Origin of the sequence: Phaeobacter sp. QD34_24 (genome assembly GCF_028890115.1) — a bacterium.
GTDB lineage: Bacteria > Pseudomonadota > Alphaproteobacteria > Rhodobacterales > Rhodobacteraceae > Phycobacter.
Window position 1 is genome coordinate 87,807 of record NZ_JARCJD010000007.1, and the last position, 21,880, is coordinate 109,686.

The 21,880-nt window shown below is 62.4% G+C and carries 26 protein-coding genes; 4 read left to right on the forward strand and 22 right to left on the reverse strand.

Translation table 11 applies throughout. The features are described from left to right. Positions 1-55 precede the first annotated feature (55 nt). The gene (gene dctP / locus PXK07_RS07605) at positions 56-1,042 is read right to left on the reverse strand and encodes a TRAP transporter substrate-binding protein DctP (protein ID WP_274847612.1); all 987 of its coding nucleotides are present in this window, start codon (positions 1,040-1,042) and stop codon (positions 56-58) included. Between the two features lie 138 nt (positions 1,043-1,180). On the opposite strand from dctP, the gene PXK07_RS07610 reads away from it, so the two are divergent. After that, a complete protein-coding gene (locus PXK07_RS07610) occupies positions 1,181-1,837 on the forward strand; it encodes a GntR family transcriptional regulator (protein WP_274847613.1) in 657 nt (218 codons plus the stop codon). A 20-nt stretch (positions 1,838-1,857) separates the two neighbouring features. Here the strand turns inward: PXK07_RS07610 and speB are convergent, their stop codons facing one another. From speB to hmgA, 8 genes are all read right to left on the reverse strand, one after another. Continuing rightward, positions 1,858-2,814: an agmatinase gene (speB, locus tag PXK07_RS07615; RefSeq protein ID WP_274847614.1), complete on the reverse strand. Its 957-nt coding sequence runs from the start codon at positions 2,812-2,814 to the stop codon at positions 1,858-1,860. Positions 2,815-2,866: 52 nt separating this feature from the next. After that, positions 2,867-3,508: a maleylacetoacetate isomerase gene (gene maiA, locus PXK07_RS07620; RefSeq protein WP_274847615.1), complete on the reverse strand. Its 642-nt coding sequence runs from the start codon at positions 3,506-3,508 to the stop codon at positions 2,867-2,869. A gap of 68 nt (positions 3,509-3,576) precedes the next feature. Then, positions 3,577-4,119, reverse strand: a complete 543-nt coding sequence (locus tag PXK07_RS07625) for a VOC family protein (protein ID WP_274847616.1) — start codon at positions 4,117-4,119, stop codon at positions 3,577-3,579. Then, a complete protein-coding gene (locus PXK07_RS07630; RefSeq protein WP_274847617.1) occupies positions 4,116-4,328 on the reverse strand; it encodes a DUF2783 domain-containing protein in 213 nt (70 codons plus the stop codon). The genes PXK07_RS07625 and PXK07_RS07630 overlap by 4 nt, the downstream gene beginning before the upstream one ends. A gap of 5 nt (positions 4,329-4,333) precedes the next feature. After that, positions 4,334-5,947, reverse strand: coding sequence for an FAD-dependent oxidoreductase (locus tag PXK07_RS07635; RefSeq protein ID WP_274847618.1), 1,614 nt, complete (start codon positions 5,945-5,947; stop codon positions 4,334-4,336). 206 nt (positions 5,948-6,153) lie between these two features. Beyond that, complete coding sequence (locus PXK07_RS07640; protein WP_274847619.1) at positions 6,154-7,104, reverse strand: MBL fold metallo-hydrolase; 951 nt, start codon at positions 7,102-7,104, stop codon at positions 6,154-6,156. Positions 7,105-7,182: 78 nt separating this feature from the next. Beyond that, positions 7,183-8,439 carry a fumarylacetoacetase gene (gene fahA / locus PXK07_RS07645; RefSeq protein ID WP_274847620.1) on the reverse strand — a complete coding sequence of 419 codons (1,257 nt, stop codon included), beginning with the start codon at positions 8,437-8,439 and terminating at the stop codon, positions 7,183-7,185. 69 nt (positions 8,440-8,508) lie between these two features. Beyond that, the gene (gene hmgA, locus PXK07_RS07650; protein ID WP_274847621.1) at positions 8,509-9,864 is read right to left on the reverse strand and encodes a homogentisate 1,2-dioxygenase; all 1,356 of its coding nucleotides are present in this window, start codon (positions 9,862-9,864) and stop codon (positions 8,509-8,511) included. 71 nt (positions 9,865-9,935) lie between these two features. On the opposite strand from hmgA, the gene PXK07_RS07655 reads away from it, so the two are divergent. Beyond that, complete coding sequence (locus PXK07_RS07655; protein ID WP_274847622.1) at positions 9,936-10,376, forward strand: MarR family winged helix-turn-helix transcriptional regulator; 441 nt, start codon at positions 9,936-9,938, stop codon at positions 10,374-10,376. Between the two features lie 67 nt (positions 10,377-10,443). Then, positions 10,444-11,670, forward strand: coding sequence for an adenylate/guanylate cyclase domain-containing protein (locus tag PXK07_RS07660; RefSeq protein ID WP_274847623.1), 1,227 nt, complete (start codon positions 10,444-10,446; stop codon positions 11,668-11,670). Positions 11,671-11,673: 3 nt separating this feature from the next. On the opposite strand, the gene PXK07_RS07665 is transcribed toward PXK07_RS07660, so the two are convergent. The 7 genes from PXK07_RS07665 to rimM all read right to left on the reverse strand — a co-directional run bounded on the left by PXK07_RS07665 (position 11,674) and on the right by rimM (position 17,084). After that, positions 11,674-12,483 carry a division plane positioning ATPase MipZ gene (locus tag PXK07_RS07665; RefSeq protein ID WP_274847624.1) on the reverse strand — a complete coding sequence of 270 codons (810 nt, stop codon included), beginning with the start codon at positions 12,481-12,483 and terminating at the stop codon, positions 11,674-11,676. A gap of 189 nt (positions 12,484-12,672) precedes the next feature. Beyond that, positions 12,673-12,894, reverse strand: coding sequence for a 50S ribosomal protein L31 (gene rpmE / locus PXK07_RS07670; RefSeq protein WP_065271573.1), 222 nt, complete (start codon positions 12,892-12,894; stop codon positions 12,673-12,675). Between the two features lie 11 nt (positions 12,895-12,905). Next, on the reverse strand, positions 12,906-13,277 hold the full coding sequence (gene rplS, locus PXK07_RS07675) for a 50S ribosomal protein L19 (RefSeq protein WP_274847625.1): 372 nt from the start codon (positions 13,275-13,277) through the stop codon (positions 12,906-12,908). A 285-nt stretch (positions 13,278-13,562) separates the two neighbouring features. Beyond that, a complete protein-coding gene (locus PXK07_RS07680) occupies positions 13,563-15,020 on the reverse strand; it encodes a M20 family peptidase (protein WP_274847626.1) in 1,458 nt (485 codons plus the stop codon). A 192-nt stretch (positions 15,021-15,212) separates the two neighbouring features. Next, positions 15,213-15,548, reverse strand: coding sequence for a YegP family protein (locus PXK07_RS07685; RefSeq protein ID WP_274847627.1), 336 nt, complete (start codon positions 15,546-15,548; stop codon positions 15,213-15,215). A gap of 117 nt (positions 15,549-15,665) precedes the next feature. Then, positions 15,666-16,496, reverse strand: coding sequence for a tRNA (guanosine(37)-N1)-methyltransferase TrmD (gene trmD, locus PXK07_RS07690; protein WP_274847628.1), 831 nt, complete (start codon positions 16,494-16,496; stop codon positions 15,666-15,668). An 84-nt stretch (positions 16,497-16,580) separates the two neighbouring features. Then, positions 16,581-17,084 (reverse strand): ribosome maturation factor RimM, encoded by a 504-nt coding sequence (gene rimM, locus PXK07_RS07695; protein ID WP_274847629.1) that lies wholly within the window; start codon positions 17,082-17,084, stop codon positions 16,581-16,583. A gap of 195 nt (positions 17,085-17,279) precedes the next feature. On the opposite strand from rimM, the gene PXK07_RS07700 reads away from it, so the two are divergent. After that, entirely contained in the window at positions 17,280-17,723 is a 444-nt protein-coding gene (locus PXK07_RS07700) for a hypothetical protein (protein WP_274847630.1), read from the forward strand. On the opposite strand, the gene bluB is transcribed toward PXK07_RS07700, so the two are convergent. From bluB to ffh, 6 genes are all read right to left on the reverse strand, one after another. After that, the gene (bluB, locus tag PXK07_RS07705; RefSeq protein ID WP_274847631.1) at positions 17,720-18,376 is read right to left on the reverse strand and encodes a 5,6-dimethylbenzimidazole synthase; all 657 of its coding nucleotides are present in this window, start codon (positions 18,374-18,376) and stop codon (positions 17,720-17,722) included. The two genes, PXK07_RS07700 and bluB, sit on opposite strands and share 4 nt — an antisense overlap. A gap of 4 nt (positions 18,377-18,380) precedes the next feature. Further along, entirely contained in the window at positions 18,381-18,758 is a 378-nt protein-coding gene (gene rpsP, locus PXK07_RS07710) for a 30S ribosomal protein S16 (RefSeq protein WP_274847632.1), read from the reverse strand. An 84-nt stretch (positions 18,759-18,842) separates the two neighbouring features. Further along, positions 18,843-19,151: a chorismate mutase gene (locus PXK07_RS07715; RefSeq protein WP_274847633.1), complete on the reverse strand. Its 309-nt coding sequence runs from the start codon at positions 19,149-19,151 to the stop codon at positions 18,843-18,845. Continuing rightward, entirely contained in the window at positions 19,144-19,749 is a 606-nt protein-coding gene (locus PXK07_RS07720; RefSeq protein ID WP_274847634.1) for a GNAT family N-acetyltransferase, read from the reverse strand. Before PXK07_RS07720 ends, PXK07_RS07715 begins: the two co-directional genes overlap by 8 nt. Beyond that, entirely contained in the window at positions 19,749-20,294 is a 546-nt protein-coding gene (locus PXK07_RS07725; protein ID WP_274847635.1) for a GNAT family N-acetyltransferase, read from the reverse strand. The genes PXK07_RS07720 and PXK07_RS07725 overlap by 1 nt, the downstream gene beginning before the upstream one ends. A gap of 6 nt (positions 20,295-20,300) precedes the next feature. Further along, positions 20,301-21,839, reverse strand: a complete 1,539-nt coding sequence (gene ffh / locus PXK07_RS07730; RefSeq protein ID WP_274847636.1) for a signal recognition particle protein — start codon at positions 21,837-21,839, stop codon at positions 20,301-20,303. Positions 21,840-21,880 lie beyond the last annotated feature (41 nt).

Genomic DNA, 21,880 nt, shown 5'->3' on the forward strand with positions numbered 1-21,880 from the left:
ATTTCTTGGGTCTTTGGGGGGCAGAGCGGACATGGGTCCGCCCTGCCGGTTCAGATCACTCGACGGCGAGTGCCAGGTCGAGCAGCGCCTGCCCGTCCGCAACCTCATCCACGAATTTCTTGTAGGAGGTTTCCATCGCCAGCTTGCGCCAGGCCTCGAAATCATCCGCGCTCATCTGCGCGATTTCCACGCCCGCGTCGGCAAAGACCTTGGCCGAGGCCGCATCCTGCTTCTTGGCTTCTTCCAGGTAATAGGCTTCGGCCTTTTCGGCGGCGGCCCGCAGGGCGTTCTGCTGCGCTTCGCTCAGGCCCTCAAAGGTGGACTTGTTCATCAGCAGCGGCTGATACATGAACCACAGCGCCACATCGCCGGCCGGGGTGTAGCAGCTCACTTGCTCGTAGATCCGGTAGGAGACAAAGGACGAGGACGAGGTATTCGCGGCCTGCAGAACGCCGGTCTGCATGGCGTTGTAGATTTCAGACGACGCCATCGAGGCGATGGAGGCCCCGGCGCCTGCCAGCATCTGCTCGAACGACTTGCCGGCCGCGCGGGTCTGCAGGCCTTCGATGTCGGAGGGCTTGGTGATGCACTTGTCCTTGCCGGCAAAACCGCCCGCCAGGTAGCCATGCACCAGAACCATAACGTCGTCTTCGGCCATCTTGGCCTCAAGCGCGTCCATGAAGGGCGAATTGCTGAGCCGCGCGGCATGGTCATGGTTCTTCACCAGGCCGGGCATCAGTGTCAGGTTATAGGCGGGCTGCTGACCGCCGGCATAGCTGAGCGGCAGAACGGTCATGTCCAGCTGGCCCCGGCTGAGCGGTTTGTACTGCTCGCGCGGCTTGAACAGGGATTTGGAACCGAAGATCTTGATCTCCAGATCCACTCCGGCGGCGGCGACCTCATCCGCGACGATCTGTGCGACCTTGTGGCGGATGTCCTTGTTCGACCACTGGTGCGACAGGCGCAGCTCGGTGGCATTGGCCAGAACGGCCGACGACAGAAGCGCCGCGGTGGCGACCGCAGCTTTCAGCATGGTTTTCATTTTTTTCCTCCCAGAACTTCCGGCCTTTTGCTGGCCGGAGATGCCCAAACGTAAGCGGCATGTGTTTTTCAAGTCAATCTTTTTGTATACAAGAATGCAAATCTTGAATTTGCTCAGGCGGGGTGCTACTGCGAAAGAATGGGACAGCGGCGTGCAGACACAATCGCGGAAGAGCTGGAAGAGCGGATCTTTGACGGGACGTTCTCGGATGGCGACCGTCTGGACGAGGTGCGGCTGGCGCAGCAATTCGGCGTCTCCAGAACGCCGCTGCGCGAGGCGTTTCAGCGGCTTGCCCTGTCTGGCCTTGTCGAACTGATCCCGCGCCGGGGCGCCTTTGTGCGTCAGCCCGGGCCGGTGGAACTGATGGAGATGTTCGAGGTCATGGCCGAACTGGAGGCCGTCTGCGGGCGCCTTGCGGGCAAGCGGATCTCGGATCGGGCCCTGGCCGAATTGAACGACGCCAATGCCAAATGCCAGGCTGCGCTCGCGGCGCAGGACAGCGATGCCTATTACGTGGAAAACGAACGCTTCCACCACATTCTTTACCGCGAATCGGGCAACAGTTTCCTGCAGCAGGAAGCCTGCAAGCTGCACAAGCGGTTGAAACCTTTCCGCCGTCAACAGCTGCGCTTTCGCGGGCGCCTGGCGCAGTCCATGGCCGAGCATGAGGCCGTGGTGCAGGCCCTGACCCATGGCGACGGCGATGCGGCGGCAGCGGTTTTGCGCGAACATGTGGCGGTGCAGGGCGAGAAGTTCCACACCCTGATGGCCAGCCTCAAAAGCGCAGCGGAATAGTCCCGCCCCTAGCCCCGCTTCTAGTCACGGTGATGCAGGATGCGTCCGATGGTGTTCATCAACAGCTGTGCGGCCAGGATCGAGGTGCAGCCCGTCGCGTCGTAATCCGGCGCCACTTCCACCAGATCAAGCCCGACGATATCGCCGTGCTGGGCCAGCGCATCTATGAACTCCAGAACCTCGTAATAGAGAAAACCGCCGTGGCTGGGCGTGCCGGTGCCCGGCGCGATTGAAGGGTCGAAGGCGTCGATGTCGATGGTCAGGTAGTAGCGTTCCCCGCGCGGGATTCGGTTGATCAGCGCTTCGGTGCCCATCGCACGCACATGGCGGACCGACTGGATGTCCGACCCCATGGCGCGGGCGGCGTCATAACCATCCTTTGCGGTGGAAGAGACATTGCGGATGCCGATCTGGGTCAGCCCGGTGACATAGGGCTTTTCGGCAGCGCGGCGCATCGGGTTGCCATGGCCATAGCGCACCCCGTGGCGTTCATCCACGAAATCGAGATGCGCATCGATCTGCACCACATGGATCGGATCCTGATCGTCAAAGGCATTGATGCAGGGGATATTGACCGAGTGATCGCCGCCCAGGACCACCGGCAGGGCGCCGGCCTCTAGGATCTTGCGCACGCCGTATTCGATATTGGCGTGGCTTTGCAGCGTGTCGGTGTGGATGATGTCGGCGTCCCCCAGATCCACGATGCTGACCTTTTCGGGATCCAGATAGGTGACGTCATCCTCGAAATCATAGGCGCCCGCATGGCCGAAACTGAACAGGGTCGAGGCCTCGCGGATGGCGCGCGGCCCCATGCGCGCGCCGGACCGCCACTGGGCACCGAAATCGAAGGGCGCGCCAAGCACGGCGGCATCGGCATCGATGGCGTTCCAATCCTCCACGTAAGGATATTTGCCAAAGGTGCAGATGCCGACGAAGGGCAGGTTCAGCCGCCCGCTGTCATATCCGTGTTTGCTCATGCCGCGCTCCCCATTGTCTTTGCAGCCAGTAAGGGGAAGCGGCGTGGCCCGGTCAAGCGCCGGGTTGCACCGCGTCCGGATGGGCGGCGGCAAAGGCCGGATGTCGGGCGCAGGCGGCCTCGACCGCCAAGAGGCGCGGCATGTCCGAGATATCCGCCTCCCAGCGGCGCGCGTTGTAGATCTGCGGCATCAGGCAGATATCGGCCAGACCGGGGGTGTCGCCGGTGCAATAGGGAGCTTGGTCGAACCCTGCCAGCAGGGCTTCGAACGCCTGCAGGCCGGGGCGGATGAAATGCTGCATCCAGGCCTTGGGCATATCCTCGCGCCCGCCGCTGATCTGCGTGGCGTGGCGGGCAACGGCCAGGTTGCAGACCGGGTGCAGATCGATTGCGATGGATTGCGCCAGTGCCTGCGCCTGCGCGCGCTTGGCGGGTTCTTTTGGGAGAAGGTTCAGATCGCGGGTCTGATCCAGATAATCAAGGATCGCCAAGGATTGCGTCAGCCGCAGCCCGTCGATCTCCAGCACCGGCACGAAACCCTGCGGGTTGCGCGCCAGATGTTCAGGGCTGCGTTGCTCTCCCTTCACCAGATCGACGGGGATGGATTGATAGTCGATCCCTGCCAGGTTCAGCGCAATGCGCAGCCGGTAGCTGGCCGAAGAGCGCCAGTAATCAAAAAGAACCACATCCGTCATTTTGCCTCTCCCTATATGAAACCGCACCCGAACGGGCCGGATGCGGTCTGTCATTTTGTGCCCGAGGATCAGGCCTTGTTCAATTCCTTGGCGTGCAGCCAGTCGGCGTGCTGGGGGGCCTTCTTGGTCTTGGACCATTCCTCCAGCATCTCCCATTTCACCGCGTCCAGCTTTTTCAGAAGCGCATCTTCTTCCGGATCGGGGCAGGCCAGTTCCACCCGGTGCCCGTTGGGGTCGAAGAAATAGATCGAGTGGAAGATCGAGTGATCCGTCACACCCAGCACCTCAACCCCGTTGGCTTCAAGATGTTCCTTGAACTCGATCAGGGTCGCGCGGTCCTTCACCTTGAAGGCGATGTGCTGCACCCATTCCGGGGTGTTCAGATCGCGGCCCATCTCGGGCTTGGTGGGCAGCTCGAAGAAGGCCAGCACATTGCCGTCGCCTGCATCCATGAAGACATGCATGTAAGGATCGGGTTCATGGGTCGATGGCACGTGATCCTCGGCAATCGCCAGGACAAAGTCCATCTTCAGCATGGTGTTGTACCACTCCACCGTTTCTTTGGCGTCCTTGCAGCGGTAGGCGACGTGGTGGATTTTCTCGATTTTCACTTGCTCTCCTCCGAGGGCTGAAGCGCGGCTGCCGCCAGCGCCTGTTTCAGGATTGCGCGTTTCCCGATGTGATTGGACAGGACCAGAACCAGCCGCGCATTGAGCGCGTCGCTCTCGGTCTTGCTGAGGCCTTCGTGCACGGCCAGAAGATCGGCGTAGAAATCATCTGCGCCATCGATGTTCGGGGTCAGGATCAGTTGGTCGGACATCGCTGTTACTCCTTGCCCACGGCGCGGCGGATGGCGGCGCGGAACTGGTTGTCGTCATAGGTAGAGCGGCGCGCGGCCACGTGCTGATCCGGGCGGATCAGGTAGACGCCGCTGTCATTGTCGCCGAGATACCGTTCCTTCAGCGCCAGGGTGCGGTCGTCCTTCACGGACAGCGCCAGGCGGGTGACTTCGATACCGTCTTCCTCGATCACATCGGGGGCTTCGGCGTCGATGGTCAGAAGGGTGAACTTGTCCGCCAGTTTTGGCAGCAGGAATTCATCGCCAAGCGGCGCATCGGGGCAGGGGGAGCCGGGGCGGGTGCGCGCGGGCCCATCCTGCAGCGCGTCGGCTGAATTCAAGGTGGAGCCATCATAGGTGCAGGGCACCGACAGGCGGCCCGAGTTCACCAGGGGGCGGGCAAATTCGTGATGCTCGCTGAGGTCGAGAACCGCATCGCGCAGCACGCGGGACATTTCCGATTTCGGGGTGATGAAATCGGTGGAGCGGCTGGAATTCAGGATATTCTCATCGGCGCCGTGGATGCGCTCCTGATCGTAGCTGTCCAGCAGGCTTTCGGGCGCCTTGCCCTCCATCACCAGTTTCAGCTTCCAGCAGAGGTTGTCGGTGTCCTGCAGGCCCGAGTTCGCACCGCGCGCGCCAAAGGGAGAGACCTGATGCGCCGCGTCGCCGGCAAAGATCACCCGGCCATGGCGGAACTTCTCCATGCGGCGGCACTGGAAGGTGTAGATCGACACCCATTCCAGTTCGAACTTCACATCCTCGCCCAGCATTTCCTTCAGGCGCGGGATCACATTCTCGGGGCGCTTTTCGCGCTCCTTGTCGATGTCCCAGCCCAGCTGCAGGTCGATGCGCCAGACGCCATCGGGCTGCTTGTGCAGCAGCGCCGACTGCCCCTTGTTGAAGGGCGGGTCGAACCAGAACCAGCGTTCGGTGGGGAAGTCGGCATCCATGATCACATCGGCGATCAGGAAGTTGTCCTCGAAGACGCGGCCGACGAAATCCAGCCCCAGCATGGTCCGGGTCGGGGAGCCTGCGCCATCACAGGCGATCAGCCAGTCGGCCTCGATGTTGTACGATCCTTCGGGCGTGTCGATTTCCAGCGTCACGTGATCGGGGTGGGTGCCGATGGCCGAGACCTTGTTGCGGCCGCGGATCTCTATCGGGGCGCCTTCGGCTTGCAGCTCCTTGACCCGGTTCACCAGGTATTCTTCAAAGTAGTACTGCTGCAGGTTGATGAAGGCGGGGCGCTGGTGGCCTTCTTCGGGCAGCAGGTTGAAATCATAGACCTGGCGGTCGTCAAAGAAGACCTTGCCGAGGTTCCACTGCACGCCCTTGTCGACCATCGGCTGGCCACAGCCAAGGCGATCAAGGATCTCCAGCGGGCGCTTGGCAAAGCAGATCGCGCGGGAGCCGAAGCTGACCTTGTCGTTGTCATCCAGGATCACCGCCTCGATGCCCTGCTGGGCCAGGTCGATGGCGGCGGCAAGGCCGATGGGGCCTGCGCCAATGATCACCACCTTGCGCCGCACCGGCGCCGGGGCGTCCTGATCCGCATGGCGTTCATACGGGTACAGGGGCACTTCAAAGATCTTGTTCATCTGGTGTCCTCCCAAATGGTGCCGTTTGGCACAGCTTCTCTGTTTCCCGGCCCTGTGTGATCAGGCCGGGAGGCTATGGTCATCGTTTCATGTCTTTTTGCGGGCCGGTACGATCTGGATCAAACCGGCCTACAGGTTGGATGGAACCTGGGGCTCCGCCCGTTCGGCCCTGAAACCATCCCTTGGGACGGTTTCCAAGACGGGCCTCACCCCTGCAAAGCTTCCCACATTTCCAGATCGCGCTGGGCGGTCCAGATGCGGGGGGTGTCGATGCCGCGGGCCTCGTCATAGGCGCGGGCGACGTTGAAGGGCAGGCAGTGTTCGTAGATCGCGTAGTCCTTGAACTTGGGATCGCATTCCTCGCGTACCGCGTCCCAGGCTTCTTTCAGGGTGCCGTTGCGGGCAGCCACACGGGCGGCGGGGCGGTAGGTGCTTTCGACGAAGTCGCGGGTGTTCTCGATGGCGGCGTTGACCATCTCCTTGCCAACCAGCGCATCGCCCCGGCCCGGCGCGATGGCGTCCACGTCGAAGGATTTGATGGCGTCCAGCGTGTCACCCCAGTCGCTGAAGTGACCGTCGCCGCAGTAGCAGGCCGAGTGGTATTCCACGATGTCGCCGGTGAACATGACGTTCTGGTCCGGCACGTGGATCACGATGTCGCCCGCCGTATGAGCGCGGCCGAGGTGCATCAGATCAACGCGACGGTTGCCCAGGTAGATGGTCATATCTTCCGAGAAGGTGGTGGTCGGGTAGGTCAGGCCCGGAATGCTTTCGTGGCCTTCGAACAGGCGCGGGAAACGCTGGAACTCACTGTCCCAGTCTTCCTGGCCGCGTTCCACGACCATGGCGCGGGCGGCATCGCCCATGATGATCTGCTGCGCGCCAAAGGCCGAAGCGCCCAGTACCCGCACCGCGTGATAGTGGGTCAGCGCCACATGGGTGATCGGCTTGTCCGTGACCGAACGCACGCATTCGATCACCTTGTTGGCCAGACGCGGGGTCGCCTGCGCCTCGACGATCATCACGCTATCGTCGCCGATGATCACGCCCGAGTTCGGATCGCCCTCGGCGGTGAAGGCGTAAAGCCCTTCGCCCACCTCGGTGAAGCTGATTTTCTTTTCCGTCATGTCGCCTTGCGACGCGAATGCCTTTGCCATGTGTTCAGTCCTTTTGCGGTGGGCCGAAGACCGCGCGTTAGGGGCGGACTTCGGTGCCAGTGTTTCTTGAGGTTGCGCTTAGCGCTTGTAAGGGTCGTCCAGCGCGGGCAGCACCTTGCCCACACAGTCGCCAAAGCCGATCATGTAGCCGTCGCCCTTGGCCGCACCCTTCAGGGTCAGCGTGTCGCCATCGACGATGAAGGAGCGCTCTTCGCCGGTCTCCAGCGTCAGCGGCTCCTTGCCGCCCCAGCTGAGTTCCAACAGCGAGCCGCGGCTTTCCTTGGTTTCACCGGAAATGGTGCCGGAACCCAGGAGGTCACCGGAATTCATCGGACAGCCCGAGGTGCTGTGATGCGCCAGTTGCTGCGCGGCGGAGTAGTACATTTCCTTGTAGTTTGTGCGGGCAATGGTGCTGGCCGGTTTGCCTTCGGGCGCCATGGTGACCTCAAGGTCGATGTCATAAAGCATCGGCCCGCAGTCCTTGATGTGGTCCAAGAGCTCCACTTCGCGTTCCGGCGTGTCGCAGCGGAAGGGCTCCAGTGCTGCCTTGGTCACGATCCAGGGGCTGATGGTGGTGGCGGTCGCCTTGGCCTGAAACGGGCCAAGCGGCTGGTATTCCCAGGCCTGGATATCGCGCGCGGACCAGTCGTTGAGCAGCACGTAGCCAAAGATATTGGCGTCGGCCTCCGCCACGGTGATCGGGCCTTCGGAAGGGGTGCCGACGATGGCGCCCATTTCCAGCTCGATGTCGAAACGGGCGCAGGGCGCCCAGCGGGGGGCGTCGTCATTCGGACCCTTCAGCTGGCCCCAGGGACGGCGCACATCGGTGCCCGACACGACAACCGAGGAAGCGCGGCCATTGTAACCGATCGGAATGTGCAGCCAGTTCGGCGGCAGGGCGTTTTCCGGGCCGCGGAACATGGTGCCGACGTTCACGGCGTGGTTCTTGCCCGCGTAGAAGTCGGTGTATTCGCTGACCATCATCGGCATGTGCAGCTCGGCGTCCTTCATCGGCACCAGGAGCGGCTCGACCTTGGCCTGTTCGGCAGCACCTTCGGACAGCAGTGCGATCAGCCGTTCACGCAGGGCGGCCCAGACGGCGGGGCCTTCCTCCATCAGGTCGTTCCAGAAGGGCACCTCGAACAGGGCGTAGTCGGTCAGATCGATGAGGCCCGCCTCTTCGGCGGCCTGCATGTCGAGGATCATGTCACCAATGGCGACGCCGCAGCGGGGGTCTTCCTCACCGACGGAGAAGACGCCATAGGGCAGGTTGTTCAGCGGAAAGGGCGTGTCGGCGGAATTGGCCGAGGCGACCCAGGATTTCAAAAGGGGCATGGTGTCTCCCAAGTGTTATGTGCGGGCGCCGGGATCACCCCGGCGCTGAAAACGGCTATGGCTACAGGCTTACTTCAGGCCCGGCGTGCCGTCGAATTTCTTTTCGATGTCGGACCAGCAGTCGATGTAATCGTCCTGCAGCGGCGCCTCCTTGGCTGCGAATTCGGTCAGGTGCTGCGGGAAGCGGGTCTCGAACATGAAGGACATGGTGTTTTCCAGCTTCTCCGGCCCGAGGTTCGAGTTCGACGCGCCTTCGAATGCGTTCTTGTCCGGCCCGTGCGGCAGCATCATGTTGTGCAAGCTCATGCCGCCGGGGATGAAGCCCTGGGGTTTCGCATCGTACTGGCCGTAGATATTGCCCATCAGCTCGGACATGATGTTTTTGTGATACCAGGGCGGACGGAAGGTGTTCTCGGCCACCATCCAGCGCTCGCGGAACAGCACGAAGTCGATATTGGCGGTGCCCGGCTGCCCCGAGGGGGCGGTCAGCACGGTGAAGATCGAGGGATCCGGGTGGTCGAACAGGATGGCGCCGACCGGGCAATAGGTGCGCAGGTCGTATTTCACCGGCGCGTAGTTGCCGTGCCAGGCGACCACGTCCAGCGGCGAATGACCGATCTTGGTTTCGTGGAACTGGCCGCACCATTTGATCGTCACGGTCGAGGGTACTTCGCGGTCCTCGAACGCCGCCACCGGCGCCTTGAAGTCGCGCGGGTTGGCCATGCAGTTGGCGCCGATGGGGCCACGGCCCGGCAGTTCGAACTTCTGACCGTAGTTTTCGCAGACGAAACCGCGCGCGGGGCCTTCCAGAACCTCGACCCGATACAGCAGACCACGCGGCAGGATGGCGATCTCTTTCGGCTCCAGATCGATGATGCCGAGTTCGGTGCAGAAGCGCAGGCGGCCTTCTTGCGGCACGACCAAGAGCTCACTGTCGGCCGAGAAGAAATAGCTGTCCGTCATCGACTCGGTCACCAGATAGACATGGCTTGCCATGCCGACCTGGGTGTTCACATCGCCGGCGGTGGTCATGGTGCGCATGCCGGTGAGCCAGGTCAGAGCCTCGCCGCCGTGGGCGACCGGATCCCAGCGGTACTGGCCGAGCGAGGTCACATCGGGATCGACGCAGGGTGCGGATTTCCAATAGGGCAGGTCGATCTTTTCATAGCGGTGAGAATGCTTCACCGAGGGGCGGATGCGGTAGCACCAGGTGCGTTCGACGCGTTCGGCGGTGAAGGCGGTGCCGCTCAGCTGTTCGCCATAAAGACCGTAGTTGCATTTCTGCGGGCTGTTCATGCCTTCGGGCAGGGCGCCGGGCAGGGCCTCGGTTTCGTAGTCATTGCCAAAGCCGGGCATATAGCCCTCATGCGGGCCCGCAAGCGACGGGGCCTGGATCATTTCGTGCGGATGTACAGGACGATTCATGGCGCGTTCCTCCTTTTCTGCTTGTCGGGGTAATAGTTGTTTTTGTAACTAACAAGGGCAAGGAGACCCAAATGCCCGAAAAAGATGATTTCCTTTTGCAGGATTTCCTGCCCTTCCTGCTGAACCGCGCGGCCGAGGAAAGCTCGCTCGCGTTTCAGTCCTACTACAAGAATCGCTATGGGATGCTGCGCAACGAATGGCGGGTTCTGTTCCACCTTGGCACCTATGGCACCATGACGGCCAAGGACATCGGCCAGCGGGCAAAGATCCACAAGACCAAGATCAGCCGCGCCGTGGCCAAGCTGAGCGAGCGGCGTTTCATCACTCGCAGTCGCGACGAAAGCGATCGGCGCTCTGAGCATCTGCAACTGACCCCGGCAGGAGAGGCCGCCTATCGTGACCTGCGCGGACAGGCGGCCAGCTATGACAAACAGCTGGCCGATCGGTTCTCGAAGGAAGAAGAGCAGTTGTTGCGGCGGATGCTGCGGCAGTTGGCAGGGATCGAGTCATAGACATCTGCGCAAGGGGTGCCCAGATGACAGGGCACAGCCTCATGTGGCCAGAGCGAAGGAGCGCCTGATGCAGCAGCCCGATACCCGTACCCTAGCCCTGATCACCTGGTTGGCAGAGCAGGGGCTGCGTTGCCAGGACCGGCAGGTCTTTCTCAACGGCTTCTGCGAGCAACTGATCAACGTGGGCGTGCCCTTGCTGCGGTTTCACCTGGCGCAGCGGGCCTTCCATCCGAAATTCGGCGGTATCGGCTTCAACTGGACGCGCAACGAGGGCATTTCACAGGAGCATTACGAGCACCGGGAGGCGCCACGGGATATCTGGCTGCAAAGCCCGCTGTTCCACCTGCTGTCCCGGGATCTGGAGGAGTTCCGCTCTGACCTGAATGCCGAGGATCGCCAGAGGTTTCCGATATTGGAAGAGCTGCGTCGGCGCGGTGCGACCGACTATCTGGCGCAGGGGCTGCGGTTCTCTGACGAGGACGGCCCGGTGGATCCCTACCATCCCTCCGAGGGCGTGTTGTTTTCCTGGAGCAGCGATCACCCGGAGGGGTTTTCCGATGCGGATCTTGAGCTTTTGCGCTCTGTCACGCCGCATATGGGGCTGGCCCTGAAATCCATGTCCAACCGGCAGATGGCCAGCGATCTGTTGCAGGTCTACCTGGGGCGCGATGCGGGGCGGCGGGTCCTGTCGGGGGAGATCCAGCGTGGCTCCTCGGACCGGATCAATGCGGTGATCTGCCTTTTCGATCTCAAGGGGTTCACCAGCCTGGCCGAACAGCTGCCCGGACCCGAGGTGATCGATATGCTGAACGATTACTTCGGGATCGCCGTGGCCGTGATCCAGGCGCATGGCGGCAATATCCTGAAGTTCATGGGCGATGGCATGCTGACCATGTTCAACCTTGGCTCCATCGCGCAGGATGCCAAGGCGGCACTGGATGCGGCAGCTGAGCTGCGCACGAAGATCGGCGCCCGCAATGACGCGCGGACAAAGGCCGGATTGCCCGCCCCGGATTTCACCCTGGCCCTGCACGCGGGCGATATTCTCTACGGCAATATCGGCGCCCAGAACCGGTTGGATTTCACCGTGATCGGCCCGACCGTGAACCAGACAGCCCGGATTGCCGGGCTGCACCATTCGGTCGGGCAAAGCGTGATCCTGTCCGAGGAGGTGCAGCGCGCGGGCGCTGACGCCGGGCACGATCTGGTCTCGCTGGGCCGCTACATGCTGCGCAGCGTGCCCGAACCGATCGAACTGTTCACGATCTACGAAGGGTCTGAGACCCTGCGGTAGGGCCTAGATATTGACCTCGACACCGGGCAGGTTCAGCTCTTTCATCATGTCGCGCAGCTCCTGACGGGCGGCGATGTTGGAGATGTTGAGCTGCTTGATGCCGATGTCCTTGAGATCCAAGAGCGTCAGCCCGCGCGGGAACAATTCACGGAAGATCACCCGTTCGGAAAAGCCGGGGGCGACGCGGAAGCCGATGCGCTTGGACAGCATGTTGATGGCGCGTTCCATCTTTTCCTTGTTGACCATGCGCTGGGTGCCGACGCGGTTGCGGATCACGATCCAGTCGATCGGCTTCAGCCCGGCCTGGGCGCGCAGCTGGCGGGCGTTCCAGACCATCTCGGAATAGACCGAGGGGCCGGTGATCTTCTCGCCCTTCTCGTCGGTGTGGGCCAGCAGGTCGAAATCCACGAAACTGTCGTTGAGCGGCGTGATCAGCGTATCGGCCAGCGAATGGGCCACCTGGCTGAGCCGGGTATGCGATCCGGGGCAGTCGATCAGGATGAAATCCATGTCCGGCTCCAGGCTGGAGACGGCGGCTGACAGGCGGTGATCGTAGATGTTTTCGCCCGGCTGCAGGCTGTCGGGGTCAATGTCGGGCAGCTCGTGCAGCTCGACGATGGGCAGCTCCAGCCCTTCCTGCTTCATGAAGGCCTTGCGGTTTTCCAGATACCGCCCCATCGAGCGCTGCCGCAGGTCCAGATCCAGCGCGGCCACCTTGTGGCCCATCCGGGCCAGGGCGGTTGCCACATGCATGGAGACGGTGGATTTGCCCGCACCGCCCTTTTCGTTGCCGACGACAATGATATGCGCCATTCAGTGATCCCTCTGGTTCCCCGCGCGCCCGGCGCGATTTTCTGCGGACTATAGCCAGAGCCCGAATCATTGAAAAGCGCAGAACCGCCTTAATTAGAGCCTGATCGGCGGCAGCTACAGCATCAGCCATAACAAAAACGCCGCCCGGTGGGGCGGCGTTTTCTTGATACCTGCAGGTGCTGTGGCTGATTAGAAGCCCAGACCTTCGTATTTCTTCTTGAACTTGGACACGCGGCCACCAGCGTCCATCAGGCGGGTCGAACCGCCGGTCCATGCGGGGTGCACGGAGGGGTCGATGTCCAGCGACAGCTGGTCGCCTTCCTTGCCCCAGGTGGAGCGCATCTTGATGATGGTGCCATCGGTCATCTTGACGTCGATGAAGTGGTAATCGGGATGGGTGTCGGCTTTCATGATACCACTCCTTATGCTTTGGTTTTGTAGTTTGCGTCTTCGGCGATACGGGCAGATTTGCCGCGGCGCGAACGCAGGTAGTACAACTTGGAACGACGCACGCGGCCACGGCGCACGACGGTGATGCTGTCGATGTTGGTCGAATGCAGCGGGAACACACGCTCCACGCCTTCGCCAAAGGAAATCTTGCGGACGGTGAAGGAACCGGCGATGCCCGAACCATTCTTGCGGCTGATGCAGACGCCTTCGTAGTTCTGGACGCGCGAACGCGAGCCTTCGGTCACTTTGTAGCCGACGCGGATGGTGTCACCGGCTTTGAAATCGGGGATCTCTTTCCCCAGGGCGGCGATCTGTTCCGCCTCCAGCTGTGCGATCAGGTCCATCTGATCATCTCCTAATATTTGCTCGTGGTTTGGCCCACGAAGATTTGCGCGTCCTGAGAGCTCTTGGTCTTCATCGGGTCCCGCGATGTGCAGCCCGCCAGAGGTCAGATCGTCCGTTCCTTTTAGGTTCGCTCCTGCGCGGCGCTGAGGAGGTCGAAGAAGACCGGTCAGAAGGTGCCGTGCATTGCAAAACGACTCGGGTTCGTAAAAGCGAATCCAAGTAGGCGGTCTCTAGGGGAAATGCGCGCCCGGATCAAGGGGCAGCTGCGCAATGTCCGTGCGCAGTCACTGCCTGTGCAGCAGGGCCCCGTAGAAGTTGATGCCGCGTTCCAGGTTTTCGATCGACAGGCGTTCGTTGGTGCCGTGGATGCGGGGCAGGTCGGAGCCGGTGACCTTGAAGGGGTTGATGCGATAGGCATCCCGCGCCGCCTTGCCATAGTGGCGCGCATCGGTGGCGGCAATGGTCAGGCCGGGAACCGTGGCCAGCGGGCCAAAGGCGTCCAGGATCGAGCTGCGGATCTGACCATAGCCTTCGGCCTTGGAAGAGGACACCGGCGAGGCCGGGTTGGCCAGCGCGGCATCGTAGCGGATTTCCACCTTGGGATCGTCGATGGTGCTGCGGACATGTTCTACCACATCCTCGATACTGTCGCGTGGATGGATGCGGAAATTGATCTTGGCAGAGGCTTCGGCGGCCAGGACGTTTTCCTTGCTCGACCCGGTCAGCATGGTGGGGGCGGTGGTGGTGCGCAGCATGGCATCGGTGGAGGGCGATCCCGACAGCAGGTGTTCCAGCAGGGGATTGAACAGCCAGCGATTGGCAAAGACCACCCGCTGCCCCAGCGGGAAATGCTGGCCGAGCGCGTCAAAGAACTCTTCCGAAATGCCATTCAGCCCGCCGGGCACCGGGTTGGCCTGCAGCCGTTCCACCGCGCGAGCGATGCGCCCCACGGCAGTGACGCGCGGCGGCATCGAGGAATGCCCGCCTTCCGATTGGGCGACCAGCTCCAGCGTGACATAGCCTTTTTCAGACAGGTTGATGCTGGCCACCGGTTGCTCCAGTCCCGGGATGATCTTGTCGAGCACAAAGGAGCCTTCATCCAGCATCCAGTCCAGCTCGACGCCCTGCTTCTTCAGATGCAGGGCCACGGCCATTGCGCCTAGGCCGCCCACTTCTTCGTCGCCGCCAAAGCTGAAGTAGACCGTGCGTTTGGGGGTGAAGCCCTGGGTGATCAAATGTTCGGCCGCCGTGAGCAGGGCGATGGCGGCGCCTTTGTCATCCAGCGTGCCGCGGCCCCAGACAAAGCCATCCGCGATGGTGCCGGAAAAGGGCTCGTGCTCCCACAGGTCATGGGAGCCGGGGGCGATCGGGACCACGTCATAATGGGCGGCCAGCAGGATCGGGGCCAGGTCAGGGTCACTGCCCTGCCAGGTGTAGAGCGGTGTCTTGCGCGCCAGCAGATCCCGCGACATGGTCTGATGCACCGCCGGGTAGCGCTCTTGCAGGAAGCCGAGGAAGGCATCAAAATCGGGATGGGTCAGATCGGGCGAGACGGTTTGGAACCGCACCGCTTGCGACAGGCTGGCCGTGGCCTGCTCGATGTCAGCCCCCAGATCAAAGATCTCGGCATTCTCTGGCAAGGGCTCCGGGGCATAGCGCAGGGTGTTCACCGCCAGCACGGCCCCCAGCAGCACGAATGCAATGGCCAGTCCCGCCAGAAGCCGTTTCACAAACCGCAACATCTTGACCCTCTCCCCGTTTGGATTTGAGTCTCATGATGGCGGCATTGGGCCGTCATGTCCCCCCTGACGAGACGTCAACGACCCGCGACAGCTTGGAAGACCTGCCGGGCTGCGCAAGCCCGTCGTATCAAGAAAAACACCCCCGATGCTGTGGTCGGGGGTGTTTTTATATCTGTGCGCTGCGCGTCTGGATCAGGCGGTCTGATCGTCCACTGCGGCGTCGGGCGCGTTCTTCTTGACCGACTCGATGCCATTGTCACGGCCCGAGGCGCTGGTATAGCTCTGCGAGGTGCCGATCACCTGGCCGTTGGTGGCCTTGAGGTTGAACATGAATTTCCCGGCAGAGGTTTCCTTGCGCTCGTAGCGCGCATCCTCGGGGGCGTTCTTCTTGACCGAGGCGATGCCGTTTTCGGCGCTGGCCTTCTGCTTGTATCCTTCGCTGGCCAGGATGTTCTCGCCGTTGCCCGCCTTCAGACGAAAGCGGAACTCGCCAGCCTTGTCTTCATAAAGTTCAAATTTCCCAGCCACCTTATGACCTCCTGTCATCATAAAAACTCAAGGTAGAGATAAGCACGGCTTGGCCTTCACGGCAACGGCTTCCAAGGGGAAAAGCCGGGCTGGGACATCAGGAAGGATGACCAGAGGTCAGCTTTCGTCCCGCTTGCGGCTGTAGCTTTCCCACAGGTCGGGGCGGCGCGCCTTGGTGATCTCTTCGCTCATCTGGAGGCGCCACTCGGCGATCTTGCCGTGATGGCCGGACATCAGGATTTCGGGGATCTCGCGGCCCTTCCATTCGGCGGGGCGGGTGTATTGCGGATGCTCCAGAAGCCCGGATGAAAAGCTCTCTTCCTCGGTCGAGGCCTGGTTGCCAAGAACGCCGGGGATCAGCCGCACCGTGGCATCGATCAGCGCCTGGGCGGCGATCTCGCCGCCGGTCATGACGAAATCGCCAAGGCTGACCTCCTGGATGCCGTAATGCTCTAGCACCCGTTCGTCGACCCCCTCGAAGCGGCCGCACAGAAGCGTTATGCCATCGCAGCGCGCGAGGTTCTGCATCATCTTCTGATCCATCCGGCGCCCGCGCGGCGACAGGTAGATCAGTGGCCAGTTGCCGCTGACCCCGTCCATCGCGTGCTCGATCGCATTGCCCAGCACATCGGGGCGCAGCACCATGCCCGCGCCGCCGCCTGCGGGCGTGTCATCCACGTTGCGATGCTTGCCGACGCCGAACTGGCGCAGGTCGATGGTCTCCAACTGCCACAGCCCCTCCTGCAGGGCCTTGCCGGTCAGGCTTTCACCAAGCACACCGGGAAAGGCGCTGGGAAACAGCGTCAGGATCTTCGCCTTCCACACGCCCGCCAGATCCGGCGTCGGCGTCATCAATTCGCGCGGCTTCAGGGTCGGGCGGATCGCCTTGCGGCCATGAGATTTGGCGGGAGGCTGTGCCGACGTGGGTTTGGAAGGGGTGTCGCTCATTGCGGATCTGCCATCTGTGAACGGGGTGTGCCGGTCCTATAGCGCCCATGTGCCGGGTTTGAAACCGCGAGCGCGAAGACAGGCTCAGAACAGGCCTTCGGGCGGGTCGGCGATGATACGGCCCTGCTCCAGGTCCACCGTGGGCACCGCCGCCAGGGTAAAGGGCAGAAGAACCGTGGTTTTCAACCCGGCTCCATGCAGTTCCAGCAGGTCCGAGGCGCCGTGGTTCTGCACCGATTTCACCCGCCCCAGAAGCGCGCCGCCGGTGTCATAGACCTCCAGCCCGATTAGATCGGCGTGGTAGTATTCGTCATCCGGCAGGCTGGGCAGGCGATCGCGCGGGGCAAACAGGCGCAGGCCTTTCAGGGCATCGGCCTGCTCCTTGGTCTCCACGCCGCTCAACCGGGCGGTGAAGCCGTTCTTGATCGCCGCGGTCAGCGTGACCGTGAAACTGCGGCTGCCATCCTCGGAACTGAGCGCACCATAGGTCTCGATGTCTTCGGGAATGGAGCAAAAGCTCTTCAGGCGCACCTCGCCGCGCACCCCAAAGGCGCCTGCCACCGCGCCGACGCAGATCAGATCGCTCATGGGAAAATCCTGTATGGCTGTTGATTGCTGGCCGAATTCATTCCACACTATCTGGGCTATTGGATCTTTTTTCACAAGATCTAGTTTATGGCGGGTGTCGGGCTGGCAGCACCGACAGTCCTATGCTTGCCACAAGTCTTGTTTGCGAATGTAGATTTTCCGGTTTTACGGTGCACACCGCGCAAGAGGTCGGCGATGCAGGTTGCTGTTTCGGTTCTACCCCATCTTGATCTGGCCTATATCCAGTATCGCGGCCGCTTTGCCGTTGCCGACCTGCCGCGCGTGGCCGAGGCGGTGAACAAGATCGAAGGCTACTCGGACATGGGGGCGACCTTTGACGACATGAGCCTGGTCACAGACATGGATATCGGCTTTGCGGATCTCAGCAATGTTGCGCGGCTGACCTCGGAGCGCCTGTGGGCTCAGGGGCGGGTGTTGCGCTCGGCGATCTGGGCGCCTACGGATCTCAGCTTTGGACTGGCGCGGATGTATCAGATGGCCTCGGCGATGCGGGGCAATCTGGAGGTGGAGGTCAGTGCCGATCAGGCCAGCTGCCTGGCATGGCTGGGCCTTGATTTCATATCCATCGATGAGCTGCTGAATGGGGCGCGGGTCGTGGTGCTGCCCGAACAGGCCTAGCGCGTCTCGATGACCAGGGATGCGGCGCGGCTTTCCCAGCCTTTTTGTTCCAGCTCGGGCGTATTGTCTTCGCTGATTTCCGGCTTGCCGATGCAGAAATACCCAACCAGCTGCCAGCCTTCGGGGGCGTTCAGGTCGCGGTTCAACTGCGCGGGGTCCAGGACCGAGACCCAGCCCAGGCCCAGCCCTTCGGCGCGCAAGGCCAGCCAGACCAGGGTGATGGCCGAGACCACCGAATAGCGGCGCATCTCGGGCATGCTGCCCGCGCCCAGGCCATGGCCCTTGGTCGTGGTATCGTCGCAATAGACGGCCAGCTGCACGGGCGCCTCGCGCATCCCCGACAGCTTCAGCCCGGCATAGCGTTCCGCCTGTGCGCCCGAATAGCCCTGCAGGGCTTCGGCATTGGCGGCCTCGAAATTCTTCAACGCGGCGGCGCGGGCGACTTCACTGGTGATGCGAAGGATGCGCCAGGGTTCGCTGAGGCCCACTGAAGGCGCCAGTGAAAACGCAGAGAGGCAGCGCGCAAGCACTGCCTCATCCACTGGATCAGTGCGAAACCGGCGCACATCGCGCCGGAGCCGCATCAACCGGTCCAATTCGCTGCGGAAGCCTTCCGGGAACGCGCCCTCGGTGACGGTATCCCGCAGCGTCATGGTCTTATTCCGCGTCGGCGGGTGCTTCTGCTGCTTCAGCCGCTTCGGCAGCCTTGGCGGCTTTCTCTTCAGCGCGTTCCTGAGCTTTCTTGCCGGGGACGGCTTTCTCGGGGTTGTTGCGCTCTTTCTTGGTCAGAACGCCAGCAGCTTCGAGCATGCGGGACACACGGTCGGTGGGCTGGGCGCCCTTGTCGAGCCATGCCTTGATCGCGTCGACGTCCATTTTCACGCGCTCTTCGCTGTCTTTGGGCAGCAGCGGGTTGTAGGTGCCGAGCTTCTCGATGAAGCGGCCGTCGCGGGGCATGCGGCTGTCGGCAGCCACGATGCGGTAGAAGGGACGCTTTTTCGAGCCGCCGCGGGCCAGACGGATTTTCATTGCCATGGGTTCAGTCTCCTTTGATGGCGTTGACCGGGGTGGACCCGGTTATTTCGTTCAGTCTCGTATGTGCCAGGGGATCGGGGAGGATCATTCCTGGTGTTTCTTGTGGTGGCGGATGACCTCATCGATGATGAAGTTCAAGAACGCCTTGGCGAATGCAGGGTCCAGATCTGCCTGCTGCGCCAGGTCTTCAAGCCGTGCGATCTGCTTTGCCTCGCGGGCCGGATCGGACGGGGGAAGGTCGTGTTCGGCTTTCAGCTTGCCCACCGCCTGGGTGTGCTTGAAGCGTTCGCCTAGGGTGTAGACAAGGATCGCGTCCAGCCGGTCGATGCTTTCGCGGTGGCCTTTCAGGATTTCTGCGGCACGGGCCACATCGTCGCGTGTCGTATCAGTCAATGGCCCATCCTTTCGGTTTGAACAGCGGGTCGGCATAGTGGCTGATTTCCATCTCGATCCCATGGGCGATCTGGCTGCCCTTCAGTGCCGCCGGGGACGGATGCCGGTAGACCGCATCGCTGCCGTCGATGGTTTCGGCCTCATTGTCCTTCTTGGCGCCAAGCCGTTCGGCCAGGCGGATGGAATCGAGGTTCTTGGGGTCGATGTAGCTGACCGCCGTGTCCCAGCCCAGGGTTTCGTAGAAATAGCGGCGCGCAGCACTGGTGGCTTCCAGCGCGTAGCCCTTGCCGGCCTTGTCGGGCCAGATAATCCAGGCGATTTCACGCTCGGGCCAGCCTGCGGGTTTCCAGCCGCCGGCCATGCCATAGGTTTCGTCCGTCACCTTGTCGTGGATCATCCACATGCCGAAACCGCGGATCTGCCAATGCCCCATTTCGGCGGCATAGAGCATCCAGGCCTCATAGGTGTTGAGCGGCCCGCCCATGAAACGCGCGCGATAAGACGAGAAGGTCGCCTTGAAGTTCGGGTAATCCTCGGGCTCGGGGCCACGCAGGATCAGGCGTTTGGTCTCTAGGGTGGGGATGGAGGACGTGGACATTACGCGTAGGCCTCCATGCCGCCGTCGGCCAGCTCCGCCGGGGAGAGGTGGCGCCAGAGTTCCAGCGTGCCAAGGCGCGGATGGATATAATCGTCACCGCGGCGCGCACCCAGCCGTTTCGCCACCGCGCGGGAGGCGTGATTGTCCGGGTGCACCAGGCTGATGGCGGTCTCCCAGCCCAAGACGTCATAGGCATAGGAACGGGCCGCCATGGCCGCCTCGGTCGCATAGCCCTTACCGCCGAAGCCTTCGAACAGATCCCAGCCGATTTCCGGCTCGGGCCAGCCATGGGGATTCCAGAGGCCGATATTGCCCGCCAGCTTGCCCGAGGATTTCTCGTCCACGCTCCAGCGCCCGTAGCCCAGCATCTGCCAATGGCCGATCTCGCAGGCGAGGTGCCGCCAGACCTGTTCCGGCTTCATCTGACCGCCAACGTATGTTGCGCGATCAGAGGCATAAAACTCGCACATGGTGTCGAAATCCGACAGCGCAGGGGCGCGCAGGATCAGGCGTTCGGTCTCGATGGTGGGGACGGTCACGGTCATGGGGCGTTACTTCTTCTTGCCAAAACCGGAGAGGCCACCGGGCAGGCCGCCCATGCCCCCAAGACCGGGCAGGCCACCGGGCAGACCGCCCTTGCCGCCAAGCGCCTTGGCTGCGGCCTCCATCGCCTTGGGGTCCAGCTGGCTGGGATCCATGCCGCCGGGCAGACCGCCCGCCATATCGGGCATGCCGCCACCCTTGCCGAACATGCCCTTCATGGCCTGTTTCAGCATCTTGCCTTTGCCCATCTTGCCCATCTTCTTCATCACATCCGCCATCTGGCGGTGCATCTTCAGAAGCTTGTTGAGGTCGGAAACCTCCATGCCGGAGCCCGCCGCGATGCGCTTCTTGCGCGAGGCCTGCAGCAGGGCCGGGTTGGCGCGCTCCTTCTTGGTCATCGACTGGATCATGGCGATCTGGCGCTTCAGCACCTTGTCGTCCATGCCGGAGTCTTCGACCTGTTTCGCCATCTTGGCCATGCCGGGCATCATCTGCATCATGCCCTGCATGCCGCCCATCTGGAGCATCTGTTCAAGCTGCATCTTCAGGTCATTCATATTGAAATGACCCTTCATCATGCGCTTCATCATCTTCTCGGCCTGTTCGGCCTCGATGGTTTCCTGCGCCTTCTCGACCAGGGCCACGATGTCGCCCATGCCCAGGATCCGGCCCGCGATCCGGTCCGGCTCGAAGGTCTCGATGGCGTCCATCTTCTCGCCAAGGCCGACAAAGCGGATCGGCTTGCCGGTGACCGCGCGCATCGACAGCGCCGCACCGCCGCGCCCATCGCCGTCCATCCGGGTCAGAACCACGCCGGAGATGCCGATCTTGGCGTCGAATTCCTCGGCGACTTCGACCGCGACCTGACCGGTCAGACCATCGACAACCAGCAGGGTTTCGCGCGGCGAGACCACGTCGCGCACATCCTCGACTTCCTGCATCAGGACTTCGTCGATCTGCAGGCGACCGGCGGTATCCAGCATATAGACGTCATAGCCACCCAGGGCCGCCTGCTGCTTGGCGCGTTTGGCGATGTCGACGGGTTTCTGGCCCTTGACGATGGGCAGGGTGTCGACGCCGATCTGGGTGCCCAGGACCGCCAACTGATCCATCGCGGCCGGGCGATAGACGTCGAGCGAGGCCATCAGGACCTTCTTGCCCTCTTTTTCCTTCAGCCGCTTGGCCAGCTTACCGGTGGTGGTGGTCTTACCCGAGCCCTGCAGGCCGACCATCAGGATCGGCGCGGGCGGGTTGTCGATCTTGAGCGTGCCCGGATCGCCTTCACCGCGCAGGGTTTCGACCAAGGCATCATGGACGATCTTGACGACCTGCTGGCCGGGCGTCACCGATTTGGTCACTGCCTGGCCGGTGGCCTGATCCTGTACCTTCTTGACGAAATCACGCGCCACGGGCAGCGAGACGTCCGCCTCCAGCAGGGCGACGCGCACCTCGCGCAGGGCGGTCTTGACGTCTTCCTCAGAGAGGGCGCCCTGTTTGGTCAGCCGGTCAAATACACCGGAAAGGCGTTCGGATAGATTTTCAAACATGCCTTGCGGCCTCCTTTGAGCCGGTTTCGGTTTTCTGCCCC